Source organism: Vibrio sp. 10N.247.311.14, from assembly GCF_041467715.1.
Lineage (GTDB): Bacteria > Pseudomonadota > Gammaproteobacteria > Enterobacterales > Vibrionaceae > Vibrio > Vibrio crassostreae_C.
Genome location: NZ_JBFSVE010000008.1, coordinates 77,174 through 99,529 on the forward strand (window position 1 = coordinate 77,174; position 22,356 = coordinate 99,529).

Sequence of the window (22,356 nt, forward strand, 5' to 3'; positions counted from 1 at the left end):
ACTTCGCTCAAATCACTATAGTTCTGCCATAAATCGGAGAGCTTATGACAACTAACATCAACCCTAACTCATCTATGAATAACAAGCCAGAGAGCATCTTACCTCGTATCGTTAAACTGGGTTTACCTGTTGCTTTACAAAGTGCGCTTGTCGCTATTCTTGCCCTTGCTGACGTATTAATGGTCAGTGATTATGGTATGGAAGCAGCTGCGGCTGTGGGAATTGCATCAAAATGGCACTTCGTTGCTATTATGATTATGGCAGGGTTGGCCTCAGCAAACGGAACATTAGTCGCTCAATACTGGGGAAAGAACGACCGAAAAAGCGCGCGAACGGTATCATCTATCGCAATGGTGTTTGGCTTAAAAGTTCTGCTGCCTGTTACTGCAATCATCACTCTTGGTTCTCAGTTTTTAATGATGTTGCAGACCAGCGATCAAACCGTGATTGAACTTGGCGCGACTTACCTGTGGTATGGATTCCCTGTCCTTCTGCTGACTCACATTGTGGTCGTGGTAGAAGCAAGCATGCGCTCATCAGGTGACACCGTAACACCACTATTGCTTGGTGCGGTCACGATTGCCCTCAACATCGCACTTAACTTCGTACTCATTAAAGGTGCCTTCGGTATTCCAGCGATGGGCGTTGCAGGTGCGGCATTGGCAACCACTTTAGCGCGCTTGATTCAAGTGGGTTTGATGTATGGCTATATGCGCATGCGTAAACACTGGTTGTTAACTACGCCTAGCTCACCACATCGTCCGTCATTATGGTTGTCTTACCGTCGTATTGCTTTGCCACTAACGATGAATGCCGTGTTATGGGCAATGGGTACTATGGCATACCAAATGATCTTCGGTCACATGGGCACAACGGAACTTGCTGTGTTCTCTATGCTCGCGCCTTTTGAGTCGCTGTGTTACTCGATATTCTTTGGTATTTCTGTAGCGTGTTCCGTGTTGCTTGGTCACTCACTCGGTCGTGATGAGTTTGATGACGCTATGAGTATGGGTCTGACGTTCATCAAAGCCGTGGTTGGTTTTGGTGCGGTTGTCGGATTGCTACTGTTTATGGGCAAAGAGCATGTTCTAACATGGCTGAACCTTTCTACAGATGCGCTCTACCCGCTCGCTTCACCTGCAATGACCATTATGTGTTTTGCGGTGGTGATTCGTATGCTGAACATGGTGATCATTAACGGTATCATTCGTGCTGGTGGCGATAATGCGTTCTGCCTGCGTATGGATTTCATCGCGATGTGGATGGTCGGCATTCCAGTATGTGTTTACGGCGCGTTTGTCGCTGGATGGGATTTCAAATACATCTATGGTTTGATGTTGGTGGAAGAAGTGGTGAAACTGGCAATTTGTTCTCATCGTTACCTAAGCCGACGCTGGATCAACAACCTCACAGTGACCTACGACGAGCCTCAAGCGGCATAAACTATTTGGCTACATTTAAGCTGAGATAGCAGCGTATCTACATCAAAAAGGTCTGAGAAATCAGACCTTTTTCGTTTCTTCAGCAACCACTTTAGACGCCAGTTACTTCTTATTCATTCGGATATGACGGTTCGAAACATTCGGCAACGGCTTCTCAGGCACCTTTCTTTTTTCATGTATCAAATGTCTGATCGCTAAAATCGGATGCTTGAGTAACATTCTTGGCCCAGCATAGCGCATCACTAAACGCATCTGCTCTTTCGGATCGGGCTTATAGCAATGGATCGGACACTTATTGCACGTCGGTTTGGCTTCACCATAAGGGCAACGGTCAAGTCGTGTTTCGGCATAACGTAACAGTTGATCACACTCTTCACATAACGCGCCATTCTGACGTACTGCACCGTGGTGATCTTTACAGTAGATGTGCACCATCGCAATAACGGTTTTGTACTCCGTTGCGAGTTCGCCTTGTAGAATGTTGTTATGTTGAAACATGATTAATTGCCCAGAGATAAACCGTACAGGTTGAGATTAACGCTTTCGCTTATCACATCTTCAACTCGCTCGAACACAAAGCCTAACTTAGTCAGTAGTGTGATACTTCGAATGTTATCAGAGGTAGTGATGGCAACTAAATGATCGATATCAGCATTCTGCTTAGCTTGTTCAATTATCGCCTCCGCGGCTTCTTGGGCAAAGCCTTGACCATAAAACTCAGGAGCAAACCCGTAGCCAATATCATGCGACGCTAAGGTGTCTCTTTTTATTAATCCGCAGATACCAATTGGCGTTGAAGTTTCTTTGATTTCAACCATCAACAAACAGACACCCTTCTCTTCATGCATCTTAAGAATGTTGTTTTCAATGTACTCGACAGCCTTTTCAGTGTCGTTGATTTCCTTATCACCAATGTAACGCAGGAAATCTTCTGAGCTGTATAGTCGTTGAATAAACGCCGCATCTTGAGGTGTGATCATTCTTAATCTTAAACGTTCGGTCTCGACTGACTGCATAGTGATATTTTCCTTGCTGAATACCATGTAAATATTGAGTTCTAGAGCTAAAATGATTATCCTCCACCGCCTAAACTAAATACAAGGCTATGCAGCAATGAACCGTAAGAAAAAAATCAATCAAATTCTAAAAAAGAAGCAGAAACAGGCGAATTCTAAACTGCATAGTAGCAACAAGCCTCGCTACATCTCTAAAGCTGACCGTGCAAAAATGGAAGCTGAAGAACAAGCGAAAGCAGCTCAAGAGCAAGCTGAAGGTTCAGTAGAAGCAACTGTTGAAGCTGAAGAGACAAAAGCTGCAGAGTAAGTTTATACTCGCAGTCCTCTTGTCTGACACTCTTTTCAGAGCCAACAGACAAGAACAAAAAAGCAGCCTCAAATTGGGCTGCTTTTTTGATCCTACCATTTTTAATCGCGCTGGTTAGCCTTTGAATGGCTGCACTTCCCAACGGGCAAACGGTGCTTTTGCGTTGATTCCCGCTCTGCCCCAACGATCAACAGAATCCACTACCAAGATACGCTCATTCGGTACCAATGATTTAATCAAGTTGCTTGGCTTTTTCGCTGTAACTAACCATAGAGCATCATCTTCCGAAAACATCTCTTTAAGCTTGGCTTTGTCCTGCTCTGTCCATTCCAGTTCAGCTTTGAACATGCGTTCTTCAACAAACAGTTGGCTGCCAGAGGCGAAATCTTCCAAGCTTTCTGAAAGCAACAATACTGAATCTACGTCATTGTCGAGCAATACTGCTTGCTGCTTGTTGATCAGTTCACGAACATCCAACATCACACGTTGTAAGTTGCTATCAATCGTTTCAGCTTGCGCAGGCCACAACAACTTAAAGTCGTCAGCCACAATCGCCGCCATACGTGTTAAGTTGGTCGGGTTTAACCATGCGTATTTAGACACATCACCATTCGACAATGTAAGCGCAGCAACGCCTTGTGCACGCGGTGTAATCGCTTGAGCGGCATCAACCTCAACTAAACGGATATTGCTTTGTCTTGCGTATACAAACGTAGGGTCGGCTTGCCAGATCGATGACAACGTTACCGCAACGGTCGCCTTTTCACCCGATTGAAGCACTTTACTCGCACCCTTGGTACCAAACCAATTCGGCAGACGGTCAATACCGTAGCGCTTAGGTGGTAGATATTCGGTCGTAATGTCCGTGCCTTTGGTTAGCTCTGTCGCCAATGCATAAGTCACAGGTGTACTGGTTAGGATGTCTTCTGCATTCACGTTCAGTGACATCAAAGAACCAGCCATTAATACACTACCAAGTACACTCACTTGAGCCGTTGCTTTTACTGAGCTAGCGATACGATTCATTAAACAAGTCATGATTACGCCTTTCTTACAATTCGGTATAGCGTTGCTGCTAGGAAAAACGTTGCAGAAACGATGATGATTGAAGCGCCCGATGGCACTGGCAGTTTGAGTTCCATAGGCAACACGGTTCCAACCAAACATGCGATGGTTGCGAGTAATGCCGACAAGAGAACAAAGCTCCCCATACGTTTAGTTAACAATCGAGCGGTCGCACCTGGAATCAACAATAACGCACCCACTAGAACTGCACCTACGATCTTCACGGCCGCAATTGTCACTAAGGTGATCATCATGACAAACAAGTAATCGTAAAAGCTGGTGTTGTAACCACGAACCTTAGCTATATCAGGGCTGATACAAGTCAGGAGAATGCGGTTGAATGTCGGTATCAAGAGCAAGATGATGATCACGCAACTACCTGCGAGAATCGCTAAGTCTTGGTCTGTTACCGTAAGAATCGAGCCAAACAGTACGTTTTCAAGCATGTGGATATTGATCTTACGAGCAACATACATCAGTAACGCCGCACCCACTGCCAGTGCTAAAGCAAGGAAAACGCCAACTAAAGTATCGTATGGCACATTGGTTCTGTTTCTTACAAAGTGAAGAAGCAGCGCGAAGATCATACAGAAGCTAAACAAACCAATAATTGGGTTTTCTGGTGGCTCGCCAAGCAACACACCTATAGCGATACCGGTTAATGCCGCGTGGCCTACCGCTTCAGAGAAGAAAGCCAAACGCTTAGCAATCACCAAAGTACCCAGGCCACCTAGTAACGGGCCCAGTAACAATGCAGCAACCAGTGCATTGACCATGAACGCATACATGAAGCTGTCAGATAACCAACCCGCTTCAACACCACTTACGGCTAGTTGTCGTAACCAATCCATTACGCAACCTCCTTCGATTTGGTCATCGCAGAGCCACTGCTGTAGTGCTGGAACAGGCTCTCGATTTTACTTGGGTGTAAGACTTGTTCGTGTGGGCCACTATCAACCAAGAATCGATTCACAACATGTACGTTCGCTTCGAGTCGACGCACTGCCGTGACATCGTGGTGTACCGCAAGGATCGTACGACCTTCACTAACACATTCACGAATTAACGATTCAAGATAACGAACGCCCTGCTCGTCCATACCCGTGGTTGGTTCATCCAACACCAGTAGACTTGGGTTATCTAATAGCGCTTGGGCAAACAGCACGCGTTGCTGCTCACCACCCGATAACTGTCCCATGCGGCGGTCGCTACGGGTAGCCATACCAACGCGATCTAATTGTGCGAGTGCAAGATCCAATTGCTTAGACTTACGACGCCAAAATAGCGGAATTCGAGTTTGGTTAAGCAACACGAAATCCATGACCGTCAAAGGCAAGCTCGATTCGAAGGTCGCTTTTTGTGGAACATAACCGATACTTGGCTTTTCTGGCCAATGAATATTGATTTGCCCAGAGAAAGGCGTCAAACCAAGAACAGAGCGTAGCAGAGAGGTTTTACCACCGCCGTTTGGCCCCATGATTACATGGCACTCACCCGCTTTAAGTTCTAGTGAGATATCGTCAAGAATGACGTTGTTGTCATATTGAAGACCGAGTTGATTGATTGAAATCGATGGACCTAACATTATGCGTTCCCGCTTTTAGCTTGGTTCGCCGCCGCAAATTTCATTGCTTCGATTAATGTCTCGAGATTCTTCTGCATCTCAACTTCGACTTTGTCGTCTTCATATTCGCCATGCGTCATGTGAGAGAAACGGTAAAGCTGAACACCCGTTTCCGCTTCAATCGTGTCAACAAAACGGTTTGGCATGTTTAGCTCGTAGAACAACACGTCAATGCCCGATGCGCGGATCTTTTCGATCGTTTCTTGCAACTGGCTCGCACTTGGTTCAACACCGTGTGCAGGCTCAATCACCGCCGCAACATCCACACCAAATTCTTGAAGGATGTAGCCATACGCATTGTGCGTGGTCGCCACCTTCATACCTGAAGTATCTAACTCACCTAATGACAACATCGCATCGCGCTTCATAAAGCGAAATTGCTTTGCGTATTTACGTGCATTCTTACGATAAAAAGCCGCGTTGTCAGGGTCGAGCTTAGAGACCTCACTCGCGATGGTGTAAACCTTTTGAATTGTTGTCGAAAGCCCAACAAAGGTATGTGGGTTAACGGCACCTTGACCAACAGACTGACCAAGAGCAGGAAGTAGAGGCACTTCTTTGTTTGCTTCGATCACGACTAGGTCATCACGTTGCGCGGCTGAAATCACTTTAAGCGCGAAGTCATCGTGACCAATACCGTTTACCACGATGGCGTCCATCTGGCTCAATCTCTTCAAGTCGTTCGGTTGTGGCAAGTAGTTATGCGGATTAAAGCCGGCATCAACCAAAGGAAGGATGTTCACTTTGTCGCCTACTACTGCTTTTACGTAGCTGTAGTAAGGTTGAAGCGTGATACCAATCGTCAGCTTGTTGCTGTCGATCTTATATTCTTTTGCCAATGCATTGGGTGCCATGAACACCGCTAATAACGACATGAACAGAGTCATAATTCGCATAGTAATTCTCTTATTATTAGTGAGCATCGCTTTCATGATGCTGTTCAATTTCTGATTCGTTCACGACCATTTTCCAACCCGTAGACTCTAGCGTGTGTTGGTCAAAAGTAGCGGGCTGTTTCGCTACACCGCCCAAGAAGATCCAGATTTCAGGAGAAACGCTGTTCGCATTTAAAATAAAGGAATCCGCAAAACCATGATCGGTAGGCGTAGCTTGTTCACTTGGAGTAGAAAAGTAATAACCACGCTCGTCCAGTACCCAAGCATGAGAACCTTTGCGCTTCCAACTCTGATCTTCTACAAACGGGGCAACCCATTCATCTTTAAGTGATGCAACACTCGGCCAATCACCATCTGAGTCCATGCGCAGGTCACGGATTTCTTCATGCGCTAAACGCAGCTCTGATAGCATCGCCAAGTTTTCTTGTTCAACATCAGTCACTAGAATTTGATGATCAAGCACTGCTTTAACGTGGGATTCAGCCTGATGAAATGGGATTGCGACAGTTGCAAAGCAAAGGATGAACACAATGATCAGTCCTACCCATTTGCCCTCTCTGCCGCCCGTATCAGCACGTACGCTTTGAATCATCATTTTTCACTGATCTCTACAACATCAACTTCAACTGGAAACTCATGACCTGAATCGAACACAAGGTAGAACTCAGTGTCAGGATGTGGGAATTCAACGATAGAACGTTTATCTGTCATCTCTTTTGCAATCAAGTTGTCTTCGTAATCGTACATCTCAACTGCGTAATCAATCGCTTTGCTGCCATCCGAATAACCCGCTTCACAAGCAACAGTCTTACCTTCAAACCAGCAGCTCATCAGTGGAAAGTGTGCTTGCGCAGGTAATGCAGCGAAACCAAGTCCCAATGCTAAGCAAGGAGTCATTAAAGCGTTAAGTTTTGTTTTTATTGTCATGGTTCGTACCCTAGCCACAGTGCAAATTATCAGAAGTAAACTGAGCGTAAAGGGCTCAAATGAGCCCTTAAGTTTTTTTGATTCTTAATCAGGGATCTAGCCCCGATATCACAGACTATTGAAGCAGCGCTTCGAACGTTAGGTGAACGTTCGCGCTTGCTTTGTCTGCCAGTGGGTTGTCAATCAACTCACCTCTGTAGTTCGCTTTCATTACGTAACGACCTGCTACGTCTGGAGTAAACGTGATTTCACCGTTCTCATCACTCACCACATCAATCTGCTCTTGGTGGTTGCGGTAAAGCGTACCTTCACGAGTAATCTCCGCTTTCACGTCTTTCTGGATTTCACCGTTGTAGAAGAACTGGAATGTCACAGGTTCGCCTTCAACGATATCTGAAGGGTGTGTCACAGGCTTCATTTCTAGAAGCTTGCCTTCAATTTTGAACACTGAATCCGTTGGCTTACCTACCGTGATGTAGCTTTCTGCACGAGTGAAGCTGATCTGCGTTACCACGTCACGTGATTTTTCAGGTAGAACTGAGTCACGCTCAGCTTTGTTTGCTTTAATCCACTTCACCGTGTCACGGCGACCCGCTTTGTATTGCGTGTAGTAAGACGGCTGGTTGTTGATCGCCACTTTGTGTGTACCTTCTTCTTCAAAATAGAAGTCGAAGATTGAACGACGCTTGCCACGAATAACGAAGTTAGGACGCTCGCTGCGGCCATCTGGCATGATGACATGAGCATTTTCGCTGCCAGCAGGCTTATCAAAAACAAACGTACCGTGAGACGCAGTAACATCGAACGTTAGCCAATCACCACCTTCTTTAGATACAGTAAAGTGAGATGGCAAAATCCAACGTGGGTGAGCTTGTGCCGTTGTCGTTGCTGCTAGGCCGAATGCCATCACACCCGCTAGAGCAAGTGCTTTGATTTTTGTCTGTTTCATCATGTTCAATTCCATTATTCATAATTGTTAGCCGTGTCGCTCTATCTGAGCCTACGATGACCACTGTCTATTCTGTTCAGCTTGGTTTTAGTTCGTACTTACTAGTTACTGTTCGCACTTGCTATTTAGCGATGTAGTTCAGGGTGATTTCACCCGTCTCTTCCGTTGCTTTTAATTCGTAAGATATGTTTGAATCTGCGAGTGATACTTTTTGGCGAAGGTAATTACGGCCACCGTGTTCACGAACCACTTCGATATGAACCGTGTACTCGCCTTGTTCTAACGTTTCACCGCTGTCGCTCTTACCATCCCACACGAAACGGTACTGGCCAGCAGGACGTGTTGCAGACGTCACAGCATCAACCAGTTCACGATCGTAACGGCCAACCTTTCTCCACCAGCTGCGCAGATCCTTAAGCCATTCGTCTTTACCGACCCAAAGCTCGATGGTTTTCACTGACTTTCGTTCGCTATTCTCTACCCACACCGCCACATAAGGACGTGCATACATAGAGGTATCAATCTTTGGAAGCTCAAAGCTGACATCCAGTTTTGCCGTATCAGGAATCGCTTGTGCCATACCTAGGCTTGGCAAAAGAGATAAAGCAAGAAGCGCCTTGCTCCAGTTCATTTTTTTCATTTTTAACAACCTTTTAAATCCGTTTAACCTTAAGTTCGCTCTTCAATCCGATTCATCAATCGAATCAAGCGTTAAGGCACGGCGACAAAATAGATAACCAATGAGATTGCAGACCCAAACACCGTCCATTTGATGGAAGTATTAAGCGTCCTTTTCTTAGGTAACAGTAAGCACACGCCAGTAAGCACAAAGAAGATCATCAGTAGCGCAGTGATATCGATAAACCATTTCCATACTTCACCGCTGTTACGACCTTTATGTAGATCGTTCAACAATGCGATAACGCCGTAATTCGTGGTTTCGACTTCTACAAATTCAGACGTAACGTCAACAAACACGGAAGCGTTGTAGCCCGGTCCTTTGAAGTCCATAGACACTTCACCGATGAGCAACTCACCGTCTTCGATCTCTGCGTAGATGTCCAAACCTGAAGGAACGCCGGAGAGGTTAGCTTCTTCAAACAGAAATGTCTCAAAGGCCGTTTCGTCGGCTTTTAATCGCCCGTCTTGGATTGAAAATAAACTTGTAGGAAGCGTTAACGTAGACCGCTGGATATTGGGTTGGGTTGATTCAAATAACTCAGGTCGATTAAGGGTGATACCTGTCACTGAGAAGAAAAGAACAACGAACAGAAGCGCCATTGAAATATAAACATGAAGTCGACGAGCCCATGATTGAACCGCCCTACTTTTTAACGACATACAAACCAATACCTATAAATTTTATGGCGTCAATTTAGTTGATAATCATTCGTATTGGCATTCAATTTACATTGTTTACGTTTGCCGAGTGGCGTAAGGAAATTTACATAACATTACATGGGAAGTAATCGAACTGTATGCATATTCTTGCTAACGTGTACTAAAGGGATTTGATTCGTTTTATTAGAGGTTATTGATAACAGGGTCAAAGCTCAAAAAAGCTCAATCTCAACATGCTTGATTGAGATGGGTTTAAGGTAACAGTCGTAGCTTTAAGGATAGAAAGTTGGGACTATTTGATCACTGGTTTGATGATAGCTAATGAAGCTTAAAAGGATTTGAAATGCGTATTTTTGTTTTGGTTTTTGCTGCGCTAGTGACGGCGTGCACCAGCCAAATAATCAGCACGGAAGAACATATTCAAGAATACATCGGTTCAGACATAACCGATGTACAAGAACGTTATCTCACCGAACGGTCACGCCCTATCAGTTTTTGGGCGTCTCGAAACTATGCTTGGATTGAAACCAAGAAACCGTTAGACAATGGTTATACAGTACACGCATTCAAAAACCCTTATCGTGACTGCACCATTAATTGGGTTGCTGATACCAGCGGCGTGATTCAAAGTGCTACGTCCAGCGGCACGATGTGCGAGCCTTAACTGCCGCATTGGAACGATAAAGTTCAAAAAGCTTTAACCGCCAAAATTAAAAAGGGTGTCATTTGAACCATCAAATGACACCCTTTTCTCTATATTACTTTCTCTTGTCTTCTATTGTGCTATTCGCAGTTAGACGTTGCCGTTATCACTCACTGTTCTTAGCTGAGTCAGATATTTAATCCAACCTTTTGCCTCAGAAGAAGGCTCAATGTTGTTCGCACGTTTCGCTTGAGCAAGAGCATTATCAAGATTCTTTAGCTTGTACCATGAACGTACTTTCGCTAAAGCAACATCAGCTTGCTTGTTCTTGTCTTTCACTTTATCCAAAACAACCAGAGCACGATCGTAGTAACCTTGTTGAACCAGTAACTGAGCCACATTCCAATGATATTGCGTGTCTTTTCTAGACGCTAACGTCCACACTTCAATAGCACTGTCCCACTCTTTCGCTAACTGCCAGTAGGTTGCTTGCTCAGCCAGAAGTTGAACATCGCTGTTCGCATCATCTAACTTACTAATTTCTTGTGCTGCGCGCTCTGGAATGCCACGTTTCGCGTAAAGCTGCGCTAACAAGCGGCGATCTGAGTTCTTCAGCTCAACACCTTGTAGATCAGCCAGTGCTAACGTGTTCAATGCATCACGATTACGATCTAACCTAAGTTGAATACCAACCAGTTGACGCCACCAGTTATCTTTCTCGGGTTGAAGTTCAATCAAGCTTTCCAGTGTAGGAATCGACTGTTTCCACTGCTTTAACTGAAGCTGTGCGCCCAGTTTTAGCGATAGAGGTGATAACTCTGGTTTTGAATTGAACTTGTCGTGATTACCGATGGCCACTAGGACTTTCGACCAGTTTTCGATTTGGTATTCCGCTTGTGCAATTCGCATCCAAAGCACGTCTTTCTTTTCTGCCTCTGGCGCTGTTTTTACTAACTCGTAGTAATGTGGAAGCGCGTTTTTGAACTGTTGATCGTTTAATAACAGATCCGCAAGCATACGCTTCGTTATCCAAGCTTGTTCATCCACCAGCAAATTGGTATCGACGGCGTATGTAAGCTGCTTAATCGCCTTATCGGTTTTGCCATCTTGCCAGTAAAAAACACCTAGCATACGAGCTACGTACGCTTTGTCGTAGCCCTTAGAAAGCTCTAAACCTGCTAGTACGTCAATGGCCTGTTTAACCTGTTCATCTTGAGCAAGCTTATGCGCCTTTTGAACACGAATAGCAGTATATTGGGTTAGCTCTTGTGCCTGTGTTGTAAGGGGCATTAACAACAAGCCCACTAATATCCATATATGTTTCATCATTTTGCCAACTTAAACTCTAGTTTCACGGTTTGACCAACCTGAGCTATCGCTTTTCCATCGACGACTTTCGGTTGATATTTCCATTTTTTAAGTGCTCTCATCGCTTCACGTTCAAACATACGACGTGGGTTTGCGTCAGTGACTTGAATGTCAATTGGGCGTCCCGTTTCGTCGATGGTAAAAGACATTATCACATGGCCTTCAGCTCCACGCTTCAGCGCTTTAGGTGGGTAACGAGGTTCTACTCGATACAGAGGCATTGCTTGTTGGTTTGACCCAAAATCAGAAAATGTCGGCGCGTTAATCGCTAGGCCGTCAATGGATGTATTCAAATCCAAAGAAGGTAATGAAGACATCGAATTCAGAGGCGTAACTTCAGCTTGTGACTGAGACGTTTGCGCTTCCGGTGGCGGCTCTGGCATTTCTGGTTTTTCAGGAACTGCACGTTGTCTTCTTTGGATTTCTTGTTCTTGTTCCACCATTACCATGTTGAAACTTAACGTTTCACTGTTGTCTGGTGAACGTTGGTGACCATTATCGACCATCCAAGCCATAAAAGAAAACAGAGCTAAGCCCAATGCACCCGCTAGCGGTAAAGCAAGAAATAGGCGAATCATTTATGAAGATCCTCCAAGATCATCGCTTATCAGCAGCAAGCGCAATGTTTTTAACACCTGCACCTTTCGCGGCATCCATCACTTTAACAACAGTACCGTTGTAAGCGTGTTCATCCGCTTGAATAACCAAAGAAGCATCAGGTTGTTCTAGCAACAAGTGCTCTAACGTCGCTTGGACACGTTCAACATCTACGACACGCTTGTCGATGAAAATGTCGTTTGCAGAAGTAATCGCAACAAAGATGCCTGCATCCTTTTGGCTTACTACGTTAGAAGCTTGTGGGCGATTGACTTCCACCCCTGACTCACGAACAAATGAACTGGTCACAATAAAGAAAATAAGCATGATAAAGACAATATCAAGCATCGAAGTAAGGTCTATTTGAGCCTCTTCGTTTTTAGAATGACGTCGACCGAGTCTCATCGTTGACTCCTTAAAGATTTTTCTAATTTCAATTCTAAGCGGTTACATACTTTCGCTAAGCGAGCGTGAACGAACATGCCCGCTAACGCTGCAACCATGCCTGCCATGGTTGGCAGTGTTGCTAACGAGATACCTGAAGCCATCAATTTAGGGTCACTGCTGCCTTGTGTCGCCATAACATCAAAAACAGAGATCATACCGGTTACAGTGCCTAGCAAGCCCAACATCGGGCAAATAGCGACTAACAGCTTAATAAAATTCAAGTTTTGGTTAAGCAAGATACTCGCTTGCCCTAACCAACCTTCACGAATGGCTTTGGCATGCCAAGAAGAGTGATCTTCTCTTTCATGCCATTTCGCTATCCAAGCTTGGCGTTGCTTAGGAAAGTAGAACGCAAGATAAAGCACACGTTCTACCACAAGCACCCAATACACTAGGACGACAGCCGCTAGCCACCACAGGACGAAACCGCCCTGCTCCATAAAGCTTGATAAAGACAGCAGCCAGTCACTCGTTAACCAACTCGCTGGTAATAGAGAACCCGACAAAATATCCATTACGCAGCAGTCCCAACTGGTGAAACAACAGCGTTTGATTCAACGGTCTTTTCAGCCTGCTCAGCAACAAGACCAATACCTTGCTTCTCAAGAATATTGCGAATGTTTTCTGCTTGAGTGCTAAGAATGTTGTGTGCCAGTAGAAGAGGCATTGCCGCAACCAGACCAAGTACCGTAGTTACAAGCGCCATCGAGATACCACCCGCCATAACTTTAGGGTCGCCATTACCAAACTGAGTGATCACTTGGAATGTTTCGATCATGCCGGTTACTGTACCTAAAAGGCCCAACATTGGTGCTAGTGCCGCCAATAGCTTAAGCATCGATAGACCTTTCTCTAGGTGAGTCTGCTCATCAACTACCGCTTCTAAAAGTCGCAACTCTAACGCTTCAACCGTTTGGTTTTGTTCCTTGTTGTACATCGCAAGAACACGACCTAGTGGGTTATCACCCGCTTGCTCAGGGTTCTTAAGTTGCGCGCGAATTTTCTGGCGTGCGATAGCAAGAGAGACACCACGAACTAATGCGATGATTAGACCAATAGCTAGTAGGCCAAGAATCACTTTACCAACCACACCACCCGCTTGTAGACGGTCAGTTAAACTTGGCGTAAGTGCTAATTGCTCTAGCATAAACCCGCGAGAAGGATCGACAACCACGTTAGATACTTCACCATTCGCTAACGAAGAAAGTGACGCTAACGTTGGACCATTTTGTGGTTGCTTAAGATAAGCGATCGCATCTTCACGCTGAGTGTTCCAGTTAACATAGCCTTGCTCTGTCACAAGACCAATCGAACCTAGTCGGTAAGCGTCAACCTTGTTTGTATTGCCTTCACCATTAATGAATGCAATTTGAGATTTGCTAAGCTCAGAACTCGCTTGGATCTGTTCAACCATGCTCATCCACAAACCGGTCAGCTGTGGCATTGAAGGCAGTGATTTAGCATCAATGATTTGATCAACAGTTGCAGTGTGTTCAGCACGATCAACACTATTCACGGTTGAGCTAAGCTCTGCGCCGAGTTCTTTTGCGTTTTGACGAACGACACCGAACAGCTCGCCTAAGCTACCGGTTTCTAAACGCAGCTTCTCTTCTAAGCGAGCAAGCTTGTTTTCGTTATCACTGAACGTTTGAGTCAGAACATCTGTCGCACCTTGGATAGACGTACGCTTCGCTTCAAGCTGAGCTTTGATCGCTTTCAGTTCTTGTTCTGTCTTTTTGAAATCAGCTTCACGCACTACGTTGTGAGAAGCTTGAGTTCGACTCTCTGATTTTGCTTTATTAACTAGCTGAGCCGTCGTATCTGATGCAGAGAAAGCTGAAAATGAAAGTGACGTAATGCAAAGCAATGCTGCTAATGGCTTTAAGTTCATTACTTAACCTCCGCAACAGTTAAAGAAACAGGTAAAGTAATTAGGCTTGGCGCCGCTTGTTGGCTTGCAATGTCGTAAGCTTTATCTAGCTCAGATTTCATTGAAGAATCTAGCTCTTGCCACTGATTTTGTGTTTGATTCCAAGACCAATATTGGCTGCCATTTAGGTTACGAGCCACCAAAGAGATACGACCTAGGTGCAACACGTCAGCTTCAATCGTTCTGTCGTTGCTCAATGCAACGCGGCCTTGGTAAGCACCGAGCTTGATGCCGTAGTCCATCTCGATTTGGTAAGCTTCCAGGATACGACGATACTTCTCAGCATCACTCACATCAGCACGAGTCATCATTGCTTGTAGCTTTTCTACTCTTTCTAGACGCTGTTCTTTCTTAATCGGCACGTCTTTCTCTACCAACTGTTCAAGACCATCGATCATTTGATACATCAATGGCACAACACCTTGGCGTGTGTATTTGATTTCTTCGATCTGCTCTTCAATGCTTTGAGCTTCTTGGTTTTGGCTCTCAACTAATGCAGCAAGGTGATCGTGATAGATTTCTAGGTTTTTAACTTCTTCTTGCAGACGCTCAATCTCAGCTTGCAGCATTAAAGTCGCTTGTGAGCTTTTATCAATAACCTTTTGGCTCGAAGCCGACGCGTTATTGGTCTTGTTTTGAATTGATTGAGCTTGATCCAAGCTGTTTGCCATAGAAGACGTTGCAACCAAACTGATGGCAAGCGCCAGGCTAGTTTTTAAAAGATTCATAATTGTAGTCATTTACTATAGAAGAAGGTCAAATACATTTTATTGATAAATACTATTATTGATAAGCACTCTCATTATCATTAAAAGTCACTCGCATTACTAGGGATATTTTACTGAATAGCAGAATCACGAAAGGAGAAAGCCGAAACTTTCCCCTTAGTATTTAGGCTAACAATAGTACCCTACTAACAAATTAGTATTTTACCTGTAAAGTCGCCATGTAGTTACGGCCTTCGCCGATTACTACGTCTTCAGCAAATTGGTGGTTTGAAGATGTTGAACCGCCACCCGCTAGGTATTCTTTATCAAATACGTTCTCGACTGTTAGACGCGCTACGAAATCAAGAGAATCGTCGTACTTAAGCGTGTATGCAGCACCCATATCTACACGTGCGTAGCCGTCTTTCTTGAATGTGTTCGCGCTATCGCCGTAACGAGAACCTTCGTAGATAAGACCCAGGTTCACATCAACTTCGTTTGTTGCTGCATAGGTAGACCAAACGCTTGCTGCAAACTCAGGTACGTCTACTGGACGGTTACCTTCATATGTTTCATGGTTCGTGATTTCAGCATCTAAGTACATTGCAGAACCAGACATTGAGAAGCGCTCTGAAATAAAGCCTTGTGCGGCTAGCTCAGCACCACGGTGAACTTGTTCGCCACCTTGTGTCTTCGTCCAATCGCCTGATGAAGTGTCTTCTACATCCATTGAAATGTTTTCTTGGGTAATATCGAATACCGCACCAGAAACGAATAGACGTTCGTCCATCAGTTCCCACTTAGTACCGACTTCGTAAGACACGCCCGTTGCTGCGTCAAGAAGTTCGCCATCGTTGGTGTAGTTGCGGCTTCCGCTAGACACAACACCTTGTGGTTCGAAACTTTCAGAGTAAGAAGCGTAGATACTACCGTTTGATGCTGGGTGGTAAATCAGGCCAAGCTTAGGCGCTACATTTTCTTCTGCTACGCCATCACTTACTTTACGGTCGAAACGAGCACCCGCAAGAACTTGCCATTCATCATTAATAGTAATCAAATCTTGGATGTAGAAGCCCCAAGTATCGTAAGTACTCATCTTACCTAGCGATGTTGGACCCACTGACGGCGCTGGTACTGTTGCATCTGGTACGTATTCAGCGCTGCTGAAGCGATCCATACCACGGTAATAGCTGTAGCCTAACCAGTTAGCACCGAATAATAGTTGGTGCTCTGTGCCCGCAAGATCAGCGGTTGTTGTTAGATCAACGTAAGCCGTTCTGAAACGCCATTTATCATGACGGTAGTTACCGCCTTGAGTCACGGTGCCCGTACCATCAGGATTCATATTTGAAAAGCTTGGGTAGCTTTCCATATCAATACGTTCGAAATCTTGGTAGTTGAAACCTGTTTTTAATGACCATGTATCAGTCAGGTTAGCAGCAATATCAAAACCAACGTTCTCAACATCATTCTCGATCTGTGACCACTGTGCATCCCAGATGTGCTTGTCGCTACCGACTCGGTTGCCGTCTAGTGTGTATAGTGCACCAGAATCTACGCTGCCTTCGTCGTTGGTCTTATCGTAGTGAACAGAAACCATTACGTCTTCAGTTACATCGTAATCAACGAATACACCACCAACAAAACGTTCTGTTTGTGGTTCAGTTCCGTCACCGTAAGTTCTCCAAGAGCCGTAGCTTTCTTTAGATAGAATCGCGCGACCACGTAGAGTTTCAGCGTCGTTCAAAGCGCCACTTACGTCTACCGTTGTACGAGAATGGTCATTAGAACCAATATCTTGGCTAACACTTACTTGCGTATCGTAAGTTGGTTTTTTGCTTACCATGTTGATCAAACCACCTGGTGCAGAAATACCGTAAAGAAGACCAGAAGGCCCTTTAAGTACTTCAACACGCTCTAGCAGTTCAATTGGTTGACGGTAGTGAGACCAATGTTGCTGGCCATTTTTAAGGAAGCCCGAAGAGCTTTCTACCGAGAAACCACGTAGAGAGAAACGTTCACGGTTACGACTTGTACCGCCAGCACTTACACTCGCGTCATTCTTAAGCACGTCACCAAGCGTTGTTGCACGCTGTTCATCGATGATTTGCTCATCGATTACTGAAACTTGTCCCGGAGTCTCTAATTGAGTCGCCTCCATGCGCATTGCTGTTGTGTTCGTGTCGGCTTTATAACCGTAGTCACGACCTTCAACAACCATATGCTCGTCTGTTTTTACTGTTTCTGCCAATACTGCTGGTGAAGCTAATACTGCGCCGATCACTAAAGCCAATGGGCTCTTTGAAAACATGTCCTTTACTCCGCTTTTATTCTTTTAGACGAACACTTTGTTATTTATTCGATGTGTTCGCTGAACCGTTGCCGGTACCACTGAATTATTTCGGGAGTGAATATAAGTGATAACTATTACCATTTGCATTAAATTTACATTCTTTGCATTCGTAAAGTTTTGTAAAGGCCTGTCGGTGAGTCATATTTGAGGAGTTCAACAAAACCATTCAATACAAATAGTTAAGGCTCATGGACGTAAATCGACTGGTTATCTTCACCGAATTTTTTGAAACAACGGTATTTGTTCAGTCAATTGAAGACGTGAAGATTGATAAGAAAATCATCTCTTCTTATTTACTACCTTTGAAACGACAAATTTATGTATAAAACCCTCGATGGATGTAAATTAATAGTGAATTATTTTGTTTTTATTTGTTTAATTTACACAATTATCAGTGATTTTGATCACATCTATAATTCCAAACTCATTTTTTGTTTTTCGAATTGATTATCCGACTGCTAATCTCCTGCTCACTTTGAAAAGGTATCAAAGTTATAAATAATAAGGAGTGTTCTAAATGAATACCAAGAAACCTATGTCTCTGACTGGTCGAGTAATCCTCGGTATGGTCGTAGGTATATTAACGGGATTCGCCATTCAATCCCTTTTTGCAGACAACGGATTTGTTAACAACTACATCGTTAACGGACTCTTTGAAGTGGGCGGACAAATCTTTGTCGCCAGTTTAAAAATGCTTGTTGTGCCTCTAGTCTTCGTTTCACTAGTGTGCGGTACAAGTTCTCTTAAAGACTTATCAACTCTTGGCCGTATGGGTGGCAAAACGCTTGCACTTTATATCGGTACTACTGCCGTTGCCATCACTCTAGCATTAACTATCGGTAACCTGTTCCAACCTGGAGCTGGTGCGGATCTTACTGCTGCGAGCTCTTTCAAATCAGCGGATGCCCCTTCTCTGGGCCAAGTAATCATCGACATGTTCCCAACCAACCCTATTCAGGCGATGGCTGAGGGCAAAACGTTACAAGTTATCGTATTTGCAGTGTTGTTTGGTATCGCAATCAGTGCAGCGGGCAAACCCGGTGAACGTATCGCTGCAGTTTTCTCTGATCTAAACGAAGTGATCATGAAGCTAGTTGCGCTACTAATGAACCTTGCTCCTTACGGCGTATTCTTCTTGATGGCGAAACTGTTCTCTGGCCTTGGCTTAGGTGCAATTTGGAACCTAGCAGAATACTTCTTAGTGCTTGCTGGTACCCTGCTGTTGCATGGCTTGGTGACTTACAGTGCGATGCTTAAAGGATTCACAGGTCTTAGTCCGATTACGTTCCTACGTAAGATGGAAGATGCAATCATGTTTGCATTCTCAACAGCATCTTCGAACGCAACAATTCCAGTAACTATGGAAACGGCTAAGAACCGTATGGGCGTAGACAACAAAGTCGCTTCTTTCACAGTACCACTAGGTGCAACTGTGAACATGGACGGCACTGCAATCATGCAAGGTGTTGCGACGGCGTTTATCGCGCAAGCGTACAACATCGACCTTTCAATGGGTGATTACCTAATGGTTATCCTAACGGCGACACTGGCGTCTGTTGGTACTGCAGGTGTCCCTGGTGTTGGTCTTGTTATGCTAGCGATGGTATTGAACCAAGTTGGCCTGCCGCTTGAAGGTATTGCTCTAATCATGGGTGTTGACCGCCTTCTTGATATGATTCGTACCGCTGTAAACATCACAGGTGATAGTGCCGTATCTATCATCGTTGCTAAGTCTGAAGGCGCTCTAGACGAGTCTCGCTTCAACGACCCAGCAGCAGGTGAGAAAGAAGAAGAAGTTAAGCTAGCTCGCCAACAGGCATAGTCTCGCTTATCTTATGCTCTTGTCTTCAAGCTCAGGCGTAATTAATGGCTACGCCTAGCCCATACCAAAGCGCATAAAGAAAAACGCCACTGCAGATGCAGTGGCGTTTTTATTGGGTATCGCTTAAGTCAGTACTACTGAGTTGGGACAGTTATCAATTTAAGGTAATTATCAATAGGGAAAGCTAATCACCGATTGGGAACATCAAGTTCACTCTCAGCCCCCCACCTTCTCTATTCTCAGCAGTTACATGTCCATTCATCACACCCATCGCTTCTTTAACAATCGCAAGGCCCAGACCGTAGCCACCAGACCGTTTGTCTCTTGCTGATTCAATACGAGTAAACGGGTCGAATATACCTGCAATCTTGTTATCAGGAATACCATCACCGTCATCTTCTACAGATATTACACTGTAACGTCTATCCATTACCTGTTCGTATGTCGTCACGACCACATGAGCGTTCTCACCCGCGTATTTAATGGCATTCCCGACCAAGTTACCAATGACTCGAAGCAGTAGCCTCTCATCAACGTTCACCATTGATATCGGCGTATCTAGGGAACCAATCAAAGTTTGATTCGGTTTTAAATCGTTTTGCATCTGCGCGATCAACATTGAACAATAGTGCTCAAGGTGCATTAAACTTAACTTGGAGTCATAGCGAGAGGTTTCTAAGCGGCTAAATTCAAGTATCTCACCCACCAGCTTATTCATCTCTTCTGTTTCATTTTCCATTCGTTCTAGCAAACCAATGCTTTTATCATCAACCTTGCTGCGCAGCAGGTGTAGTGCGAGGTTTTGCCTTGCTAATGGTGTTCTTAACTCGTGTGAGACATCACGAATCAAACAACGTTGCTTTTCAGCCAGAGATTTAATCTCAAAGGTCATATAATCAAAATCGTGTGCAAGCTCGTTGAATTCACGCGTGGTGGAGTTCAACTCCGACACCACACTGACCGTGAAGTCACCTTGAGCCAGTCTGCGGCTCGCTTCTCTCAATCTATCCAACGGTTGCTGAAGGCTTTTGGCCATGATAATCGAGAACAGAGACAATACGACCAATGCAATCAATGCTTTAAGCATATAGGAATATGGCGCAAAAGATTTTGCGGGATGAAACTGGTGCGGTAGTTGGATAACCAGTGTTTTACCGTTATCCAGTGGTAGGCCGAAGATCGGCTTACTCACACGATCACTAAGTTGGTGATCTAACGTTCTTAAGTATTTGAGCTTAAATTCAAAATGTGGGTGCATGTGACGATGTGTGATCGGACGATTGTCTTTATCAATGACGAACAGATAATACTGCTGAGCATTACCCCAGTCCGCGAGTTCATCCATGTCCCCTTCTTCGATCAACACATTCGCTTGGTAAGCAAGGTCGAGCATTTCCGCTTTTACCGATTCTGGGACTTTAAGCAGCGCTTTCATCAAGGCTCTTTCAGCGACACCTTGCAGGATCAAAATACTCACCAAAATGACGGTCAGGTAACTGAACAGTTGGAAAGTGAGTCCGTCTTTACGCTTAGCAATAAAATCAGGGCAACGCAGCAGTTTTTTACTCATGCTCCGACCGACTCTAGGTAACTGTAACCTTTACCACGAACGGTTTTTATATGTTGTTTAGACAAACCTGCCTGAACGAGCTTTCTACGTATATTGCTGATATGCATATCTAAATTACGATCGAAGGGACACAATTCTTTCTTGAGTACATGGATTTGCAGATCAGATTTTGAGACGACAATACCGTCATTTTTGACCAAATAATCAAGCAAGTCTTTTTCAGTGCCAGTTAATGGCAAACGAGAGAGTTGTTCACACAGGCCGTGATTAGAGGAAGCTAAAGATTGTCTTTGGCGTTCAAAACCCACTCGGCGCAAGATCACCTTAATACGGGTTAAGAGTTCAGGAACATTGAAAGGTTTAGCGATGTACTGGTCGGCGCCTGCTTGGTAGCCATCGAGCATTGAGGCATCGTCGTTAAGCGCGGTTAGCATAAGAATGGGAGTAGCAAAACGCTGACAAATACGTCTTGCTACTTGAATGCCGCTTAGGTTCGGAAGCATTACATCGAGTAGAACCAAATCGACAGGGTGAGATTGAATAAACTCAAGCGCGGATTCACCGCAATGAACAGTATCAACGTGATACCCCTCATTTTCTAACACTTCACCCAGTAATTCACACAACTGAATATCATCATCAACAACTAAAACGCGAGACATTACACATACCGATAAATAAGAACTGTTTGCATTCTAATTATCGTTATTATTGATTTCAATTATAAAGTGCCCGATTTCCTCTATAGAAGAAAATCTTTTTCAATCGGTACAAATTTTGATGCAGAATCGATAAGATTTTGAGCAGTTAACCCGGGAACACCATACACTTCAACAGGCTTGCCAAAGCGCTCTTTGATTCGCTCTACAAGGATTTCGAAATCACCGTCTCCTGATACCAAAACAATCGTATCAACCGTCTCAGCAAGTTCTATCGCGTCTAACGCAATACCCACATCCCAATCGCCTTTTGCACTGCCATCTCGACGCTGAATAAACGGCTTTAACTTCACATTAAAGCCCACACCACGAAGGATATGATGAAATTGACGCTGCTTTGGATCTTGGCTTGAGATTGCGTAAGCATTAGCTGCAATAACGTTACGCCCTTCCGTGGCAACATACCAAAACTGGTTATAGTCGAAGTTAGAACGGTATTTGTCGCGCGTCGTGTAGTAAACGTTCTGAACGTCGACCAAAATTGCTATGTTTTCCATAAATTCATACCTTTAGATTTTCCGTATACCCTATTCTATTCAATTGTAAAATGCGAGTCGCTTTACTCAATAAAAACGAACCTGCCAGCTATCGTTAACGTAAATCTAATATCTTTAGCGTAAAGCTAAGTGTCTT

At 44.5% G+C, this 22,356-nt stretch carries 25 protein-coding genes; 4 read left to right on the plus strand and 21 right to left on the minus strand.

The features are described 5' to 3' along the window. Positions 1 to 44: 44 nt before the first annotated feature. Positions 45 to 1,442, plus strand: coding sequence for an MATE family efflux transporter (locus tag AB6F11_RS04745; protein ID WP_102394368.1), 1,398 nt, complete (start codon positions 45 to 47; stop codon positions 1,440 to 1,442). 102 nt (positions 1,443 to 1,544) lie between these two features. Here AB6F11_RS04745 and AB6F11_RS04750 read toward each other — a convergent pair whose 3' ends face one another. Both AB6F11_RS04750 and AB6F11_RS04755 read right to left on the minus strand, forming a co-directional pair. Further along, the gene (locus AB6F11_RS04750; protein ID WP_048612640.1) at positions 1,545 to 1,940 is read right to left on the minus strand and encodes a nitrous oxide-stimulated promoter family protein; all 396 of its coding nucleotides are present in this window, start codon (positions 1,938 to 1,940) and stop codon (positions 1,545 to 1,547) included. Between the two features lie 2 nt (positions 1,941 to 1,942). Beyond that, positions 1,943 to 2,458 carry a GNAT family N-acetyltransferase gene (locus AB6F11_RS04755; RefSeq protein WP_102394367.1) on the minus strand — a complete coding sequence of 172 codons (516 nt, stop codon included), beginning with the start codon at positions 2,456 to 2,458 and terminating at the stop codon, positions 1,943 to 1,945. A 97-nt stretch (positions 2,459 to 2,555) separates the two neighbouring features. On the opposite strand from AB6F11_RS04755, the gene AB6F11_RS04760 reads away from it, so the two are divergent. After that, complete coding sequence (locus tag AB6F11_RS04760) at positions 2,556 to 2,765, plus strand: DUF2986 domain-containing protein (RefSeq protein ID WP_017060973.1); 210 nt, start codon at positions 2,556 to 2,558, stop codon at positions 2,763 to 2,765. Positions 2,766 to 2,879: 114 nt separating this feature from the next. Here AB6F11_RS04760 and AB6F11_RS04765 read toward each other — a convergent pair whose 3' ends face one another. From AB6F11_RS04765 to AB6F11_RS04805, 9 genes are all read right to left on the minus strand, one after another. Then, positions 2,880 to 3,803, minus strand: coding sequence for an ABC transporter substrate-binding protein (locus AB6F11_RS04765; protein ID WP_017064558.1), 924 nt, complete (start codon positions 3,801 to 3,803; stop codon positions 2,880 to 2,882). A gap of 2 nt (positions 3,804 to 3,805) precedes the next feature. Then, complete coding sequence (locus tag AB6F11_RS04770) at positions 3,806 to 4,681, minus strand: metal ABC transporter permease (protein WP_102394366.1); 876 nt, start codon at positions 4,679 to 4,681, stop codon at positions 3,806 to 3,808. Then, complete coding sequence (locus AB6F11_RS04775; RefSeq protein WP_017070975.1) at positions 4,681 to 5,415, minus strand: metal ABC transporter ATP-binding protein; 735 nt, start codon at positions 5,413 to 5,415, stop codon at positions 4,681 to 4,683. The genes AB6F11_RS04770 and AB6F11_RS04775 overlap by 1 nt, the downstream gene beginning before the upstream one ends. Then, a complete protein-coding gene (locus tag AB6F11_RS04780; RefSeq protein WP_104216034.1) occupies positions 5,415 to 6,350 on the minus strand; it encodes a metal ABC transporter solute-binding protein, Zn/Mn family in 936 nt (311 codons plus the stop codon). The genes AB6F11_RS04775 and AB6F11_RS04780 overlap by 1 nt, the downstream gene beginning before the upstream one ends. Before the next feature lie 16 nt (positions 6,351 to 6,366). After that, positions 6,367 to 6,945 (minus strand): DUF6162 family protein, encoded by a 579-nt coding sequence (locus AB6F11_RS04785; RefSeq protein ID WP_104216033.1) that lies wholly within the window; start codon positions 6,943 to 6,945, stop codon positions 6,367 to 6,369. Continuing rightward, positions 6,942 to 7,277 (minus strand): hypothetical protein, encoded by a 336-nt coding sequence (locus tag AB6F11_RS04790; protein WP_017062543.1) that lies wholly within the window; start codon positions 7,275 to 7,277, stop codon positions 6,942 to 6,944. Before AB6F11_RS04790 ends, AB6F11_RS04785 begins: the two co-directional genes overlap by 4 nt. Positions 7,278 to 7,392: 115 nt before the next feature. After that, positions 7,393 to 8,229 carry a DUF4198 domain-containing protein gene (locus AB6F11_RS04795; RefSeq protein ID WP_102394363.1) on the minus strand — a complete coding sequence of 279 codons (837 nt, stop codon included), beginning with the start codon at positions 8,227 to 8,229 and terminating at the stop codon, positions 7,393 to 7,395. Positions 8,230 to 8,347: 118 nt separating this feature from the next. Beyond that, positions 8,348 to 8,866, minus strand: coding sequence for a DUF2271 domain-containing protein (locus AB6F11_RS04800; protein ID WP_017062545.1), 519 nt, complete (start codon positions 8,864 to 8,866; stop codon positions 8,348 to 8,350). 71 nt (positions 8,867 to 8,937) lie between these two features. Continuing rightward, positions 8,938 to 9,567: a PepSY-associated TM helix domain-containing protein gene (locus AB6F11_RS04805; protein ID WP_102394362.1), complete on the minus strand. Its 630-nt coding sequence runs from the start codon at positions 9,565 to 9,567 to the stop codon at positions 8,938 to 8,940. Between the two features lie 343 nt (positions 9,568 to 9,910). On the opposite strand from AB6F11_RS04805, the gene AB6F11_RS04810 reads away from it, so the two are divergent. Continuing rightward, entirely contained in the window at positions 9,911 to 10,231 is a 321-nt protein-coding gene (locus tag AB6F11_RS04810; RefSeq protein ID WP_104216032.1) for a hypothetical protein, read from the plus strand. Between the two features lie 129 nt (positions 10,232 to 10,360). On the opposite strand, the gene AB6F11_RS04815 is transcribed toward AB6F11_RS04810, so the two are convergent. The 7 genes from AB6F11_RS04815 to AB6F11_RS04845 form a co-directional block, all read right to left on the minus strand. After that, complete coding sequence (locus AB6F11_RS04815; RefSeq protein ID WP_102320786.1) at positions 10,361 to 11,539, minus strand: lipopolysaccharide assembly protein LapB; 1,179 nt, start codon at positions 11,537 to 11,539, stop codon at positions 10,361 to 10,363. Then, positions 11,536 to 12,156, minus strand: coding sequence for an energy transducer TonB (locus AB6F11_RS04820; RefSeq protein WP_102394361.1), 621 nt, complete (start codon positions 12,154 to 12,156; stop codon positions 11,536 to 11,538). Before AB6F11_RS04820 ends, AB6F11_RS04815 begins: the two co-directional genes overlap by 4 nt. A 19-nt stretch (positions 12,157 to 12,175) precedes the next feature. Next, the gene (locus AB6F11_RS04825) at positions 12,176 to 12,580 is read right to left on the minus strand and encodes a biopolymer transporter ExbD (protein ID WP_004739212.1); all 405 of its coding nucleotides are present in this window, start codon (positions 12,578 to 12,580) and stop codon (positions 12,176 to 12,178) included. Further along, positions 12,577 to 13,137, minus strand: coding sequence for a MotA/TolQ/ExbB proton channel family protein (locus AB6F11_RS04830; RefSeq protein WP_010429842.1), 561 nt, complete (start codon positions 13,135 to 13,137; stop codon positions 12,577 to 12,579). The genes AB6F11_RS04825 and AB6F11_RS04830 overlap by 4 nt, the downstream gene beginning before the upstream one ends. Then, positions 13,137 to 14,513 (minus strand): MotA/TolQ/ExbB proton channel family protein, encoded by a 1,377-nt coding sequence (locus AB6F11_RS04835; protein ID WP_102394360.1) that lies wholly within the window; start codon positions 14,511 to 14,513, stop codon positions 13,137 to 13,139. Before AB6F11_RS04835 ends, AB6F11_RS04830 begins: the two co-directional genes overlap by 1 nt. Further along, positions 14,513 to 15,280, minus strand: a complete 768-nt coding sequence (locus AB6F11_RS04840) for a DUF3450 domain-containing protein (RefSeq protein ID WP_017062550.1) — start codon at positions 15,278 to 15,280, stop codon at positions 14,513 to 14,515. Before AB6F11_RS04840 ends, AB6F11_RS04835 begins: the two co-directional genes overlap by 1 nt. A 193-nt stretch (positions 15,281 to 15,473) precedes the next feature. Then, the gene (locus AB6F11_RS04845; protein WP_104216031.1) at positions 15,474 to 17,570 is read right to left on the minus strand and encodes a TonB-dependent siderophore receptor; all 2,097 of its coding nucleotides are present in this window, start codon (positions 17,568 to 17,570) and stop codon (positions 15,474 to 15,476) included. Positions 17,571 to 18,129: 559 nt separating this feature from the next. Between AB6F11_RS04845 and AB6F11_RS04850 the strand changes: the two genes are divergently transcribed. After that, the gene (locus AB6F11_RS04850) at positions 18,130 to 19,434 is read left to right on the plus strand and encodes a dicarboxylate/amino acid:cation symporter (RefSeq protein WP_017062553.1); all 1,305 of its coding nucleotides are present in this window, start codon (positions 18,130 to 18,132) and stop codon (positions 19,432 to 19,434) included. Between the two features lie 184 nt (positions 19,435 to 19,618). On the opposite strand, the gene AB6F11_RS04855 is transcribed toward AB6F11_RS04850, so the two are convergent. From AB6F11_RS04855 to AB6F11_RS04865, 3 genes are all read right to left on the minus strand, one after another. Then, positions 19,619 to 21,004, minus strand: coding sequence for a sensor histidine kinase (locus tag AB6F11_RS04855; protein ID WP_102394358.1), 1,386 nt, complete (start codon positions 21,002 to 21,004; stop codon positions 19,619 to 19,621). After that, positions 21,001 to 21,666, minus strand: coding sequence for a response regulator transcription factor (locus AB6F11_RS04860; protein WP_017062555.1), 666 nt, complete (start codon positions 21,664 to 21,666; stop codon positions 21,001 to 21,003). The genes AB6F11_RS04855 and AB6F11_RS04860 overlap by 4 nt, the downstream gene beginning before the upstream one ends. A gap of 80 nt (positions 21,667 to 21,746) precedes the next feature. Then, a complete protein-coding gene (locus AB6F11_RS04865) occupies positions 21,747 to 22,220 on the minus strand; it encodes an NYN domain-containing protein (protein ID WP_010429860.1) in 474 nt (157 codons plus the stop codon). Between the last annotated feature and the right edge of the window lie 136 nt (positions 22,221 to 22,356).

Excerpts from the sequence above, each read along its gene's own strand:
- AB6F11_RS04745 (WP_102394368.1), top strand. The coding sequence starts at position 45 with ATGACAACTAACATCAACCCTAACTCATCTATGAATAACAAGCCAGAG.
- AB6F11_RS04750 (WP_048612640.1), bottom strand. The coding sequence starts at position 1,940 with ATGTTTCAACATAACAACATTCTACAAGGCGAACTCGCAACGGAGTAC.
- AB6F11_RS04755 (WP_102394367.1), bottom strand. The coding sequence starts at position 2,458 with ATGCAGTCAGTCGAGACCGAACGTTTAAGATTAAGAATGATCACACCT.
- AB6F11_RS04760 (WP_017060973.1), top strand. The coding sequence starts at position 2,556 with ATGAACCGTAAGAAAAAAATCAATCAAATTCTAAAAAAGAAGCAGAAA.
- AB6F11_RS04765 (WP_017064558.1), bottom strand. The coding sequence starts at position 3,803 with ATGACTTGTTTAATGAATCGTATCGCTAGCTCAGTAAAAGCAACGGCT.
- AB6F11_RS04770 (WP_102394366.1), bottom strand. The coding sequence starts at position 4,681 with ATGGATTGGTTACGACAACTAGCCGTAAGTGGTGTTGAAGCGGGTTGG.
- AB6F11_RS04775 (WP_017070975.1), bottom strand. The coding sequence starts at position 5,415 with ATGTTAGGTCCATCGATTTCAATCAATCAACTCGGTCTTCAATATGAC.
- AB6F11_RS04780 (WP_104216034.1), bottom strand. The coding sequence starts at position 6,350 with ATGCGAATTATGACTCTGTTCATGTCGTTATTAGCGGTGTTCATGGCA.
- AB6F11_RS04785 (WP_104216033.1), bottom strand. The coding sequence starts at position 6,945 with ATGATGATTCAAAGCGTACGTGCTGATACGGGCGGCAGAGAGGGCAAA.
- AB6F11_RS04790 (WP_017062543.1), bottom strand. The coding sequence starts at position 7,277 with ATGACAATAAAAACAAAACTTAACGCTTTAATGACTCCTTGCTTAGCA.
- AB6F11_RS04795 (WP_102394363.1), bottom strand. The coding sequence starts at position 8,229 with ATGATGAAACAGACAAAAATCAAAGCACTTGCTCTAGCGGGTGTGATG.
- AB6F11_RS04800 (WP_017062545.1), bottom strand. The coding sequence starts at position 8,866 with ATGAAAAAAATGAACTGGAGCAAGGCGCTTCTTGCTTTATCTCTTTTG.
- AB6F11_RS04805 (WP_102394362.1), bottom strand. The coding sequence starts at position 9,567 with ATGTCGTTAAAAAGTAGGGCGGTTCAATCATGGGCTCGTCGACTTCAT.
- AB6F11_RS04810 (WP_104216032.1), top strand. The coding sequence starts at position 9,911 with ATGCGTATTTTTGTTTTGGTTTTTGCTGCGCTAGTGACGGCGTGCACC.
- AB6F11_RS04815 (WP_102320786.1), bottom strand. The coding sequence starts at position 11,539 with ATGATGAAACATATATGGATATTAGTGGGCTTGTTGTTAATGCCCCTT.
- AB6F11_RS04820 (WP_102394361.1), bottom strand. The coding sequence starts at position 12,156 with ATGATTCGCCTATTTCTTGCTTTACCGCTAGCGGGTGCATTGGGCTTA.
- AB6F11_RS04825 (WP_004739212.1), bottom strand. The coding sequence starts at position 12,580 with ATGAGACTCGGTCGACGTCATTCTAAAAACGAAGAGGCTCAAATAGAC.
- AB6F11_RS04830 (WP_010429842.1), bottom strand. The coding sequence starts at position 13,137 with ATGGATATTTTGTCGGGTTCTCTATTACCAGCGAGTTGGTTAACGAGT.
- AB6F11_RS04835 (WP_102394360.1), bottom strand. The coding sequence starts at position 14,513 with ATGAACTTAAAGCCATTAGCAGCATTGCTTTGCATTACGTCACTTTCA.
- AB6F11_RS04840 (WP_017062550.1), bottom strand. The coding sequence starts at position 15,280 with ATGAATCTTTTAAAAACTAGCCTGGCGCTTGCCATCAGTTTGGTTGCA.
- AB6F11_RS04845 (WP_104216031.1), bottom strand. The coding sequence starts at position 17,570 with ATGTTTTCAAAGAGCCCATTGGCTTTAGTGATCGGCGCAGTATTAGCT.
- AB6F11_RS04850 (WP_017062553.1), top strand. The coding sequence starts at position 18,130 with ATGAATACCAAGAAACCTATGTCTCTGACTGGTCGAGTAATCCTCGGT.
- AB6F11_RS04855 (WP_102394358.1), bottom strand. The coding sequence starts at position 21,004 with ATGAGTAAAAAACTGCTGCGTTGCCCTGATTTTATTGCTAAGCGTAAA.
- AB6F11_RS04860 (WP_017062555.1), bottom strand. The coding sequence starts at position 21,666 with ATGTCTCGCGTTTTAGTTGTTGATGATGATATTCAGTTGTGTGAATTA.
- AB6F11_RS04865 (WP_010429860.1), bottom strand. The coding sequence starts at position 22,220 with ATGGAAAACATAGCAATTTTGGTCGACGTTCAGAACGTTTACTACACG.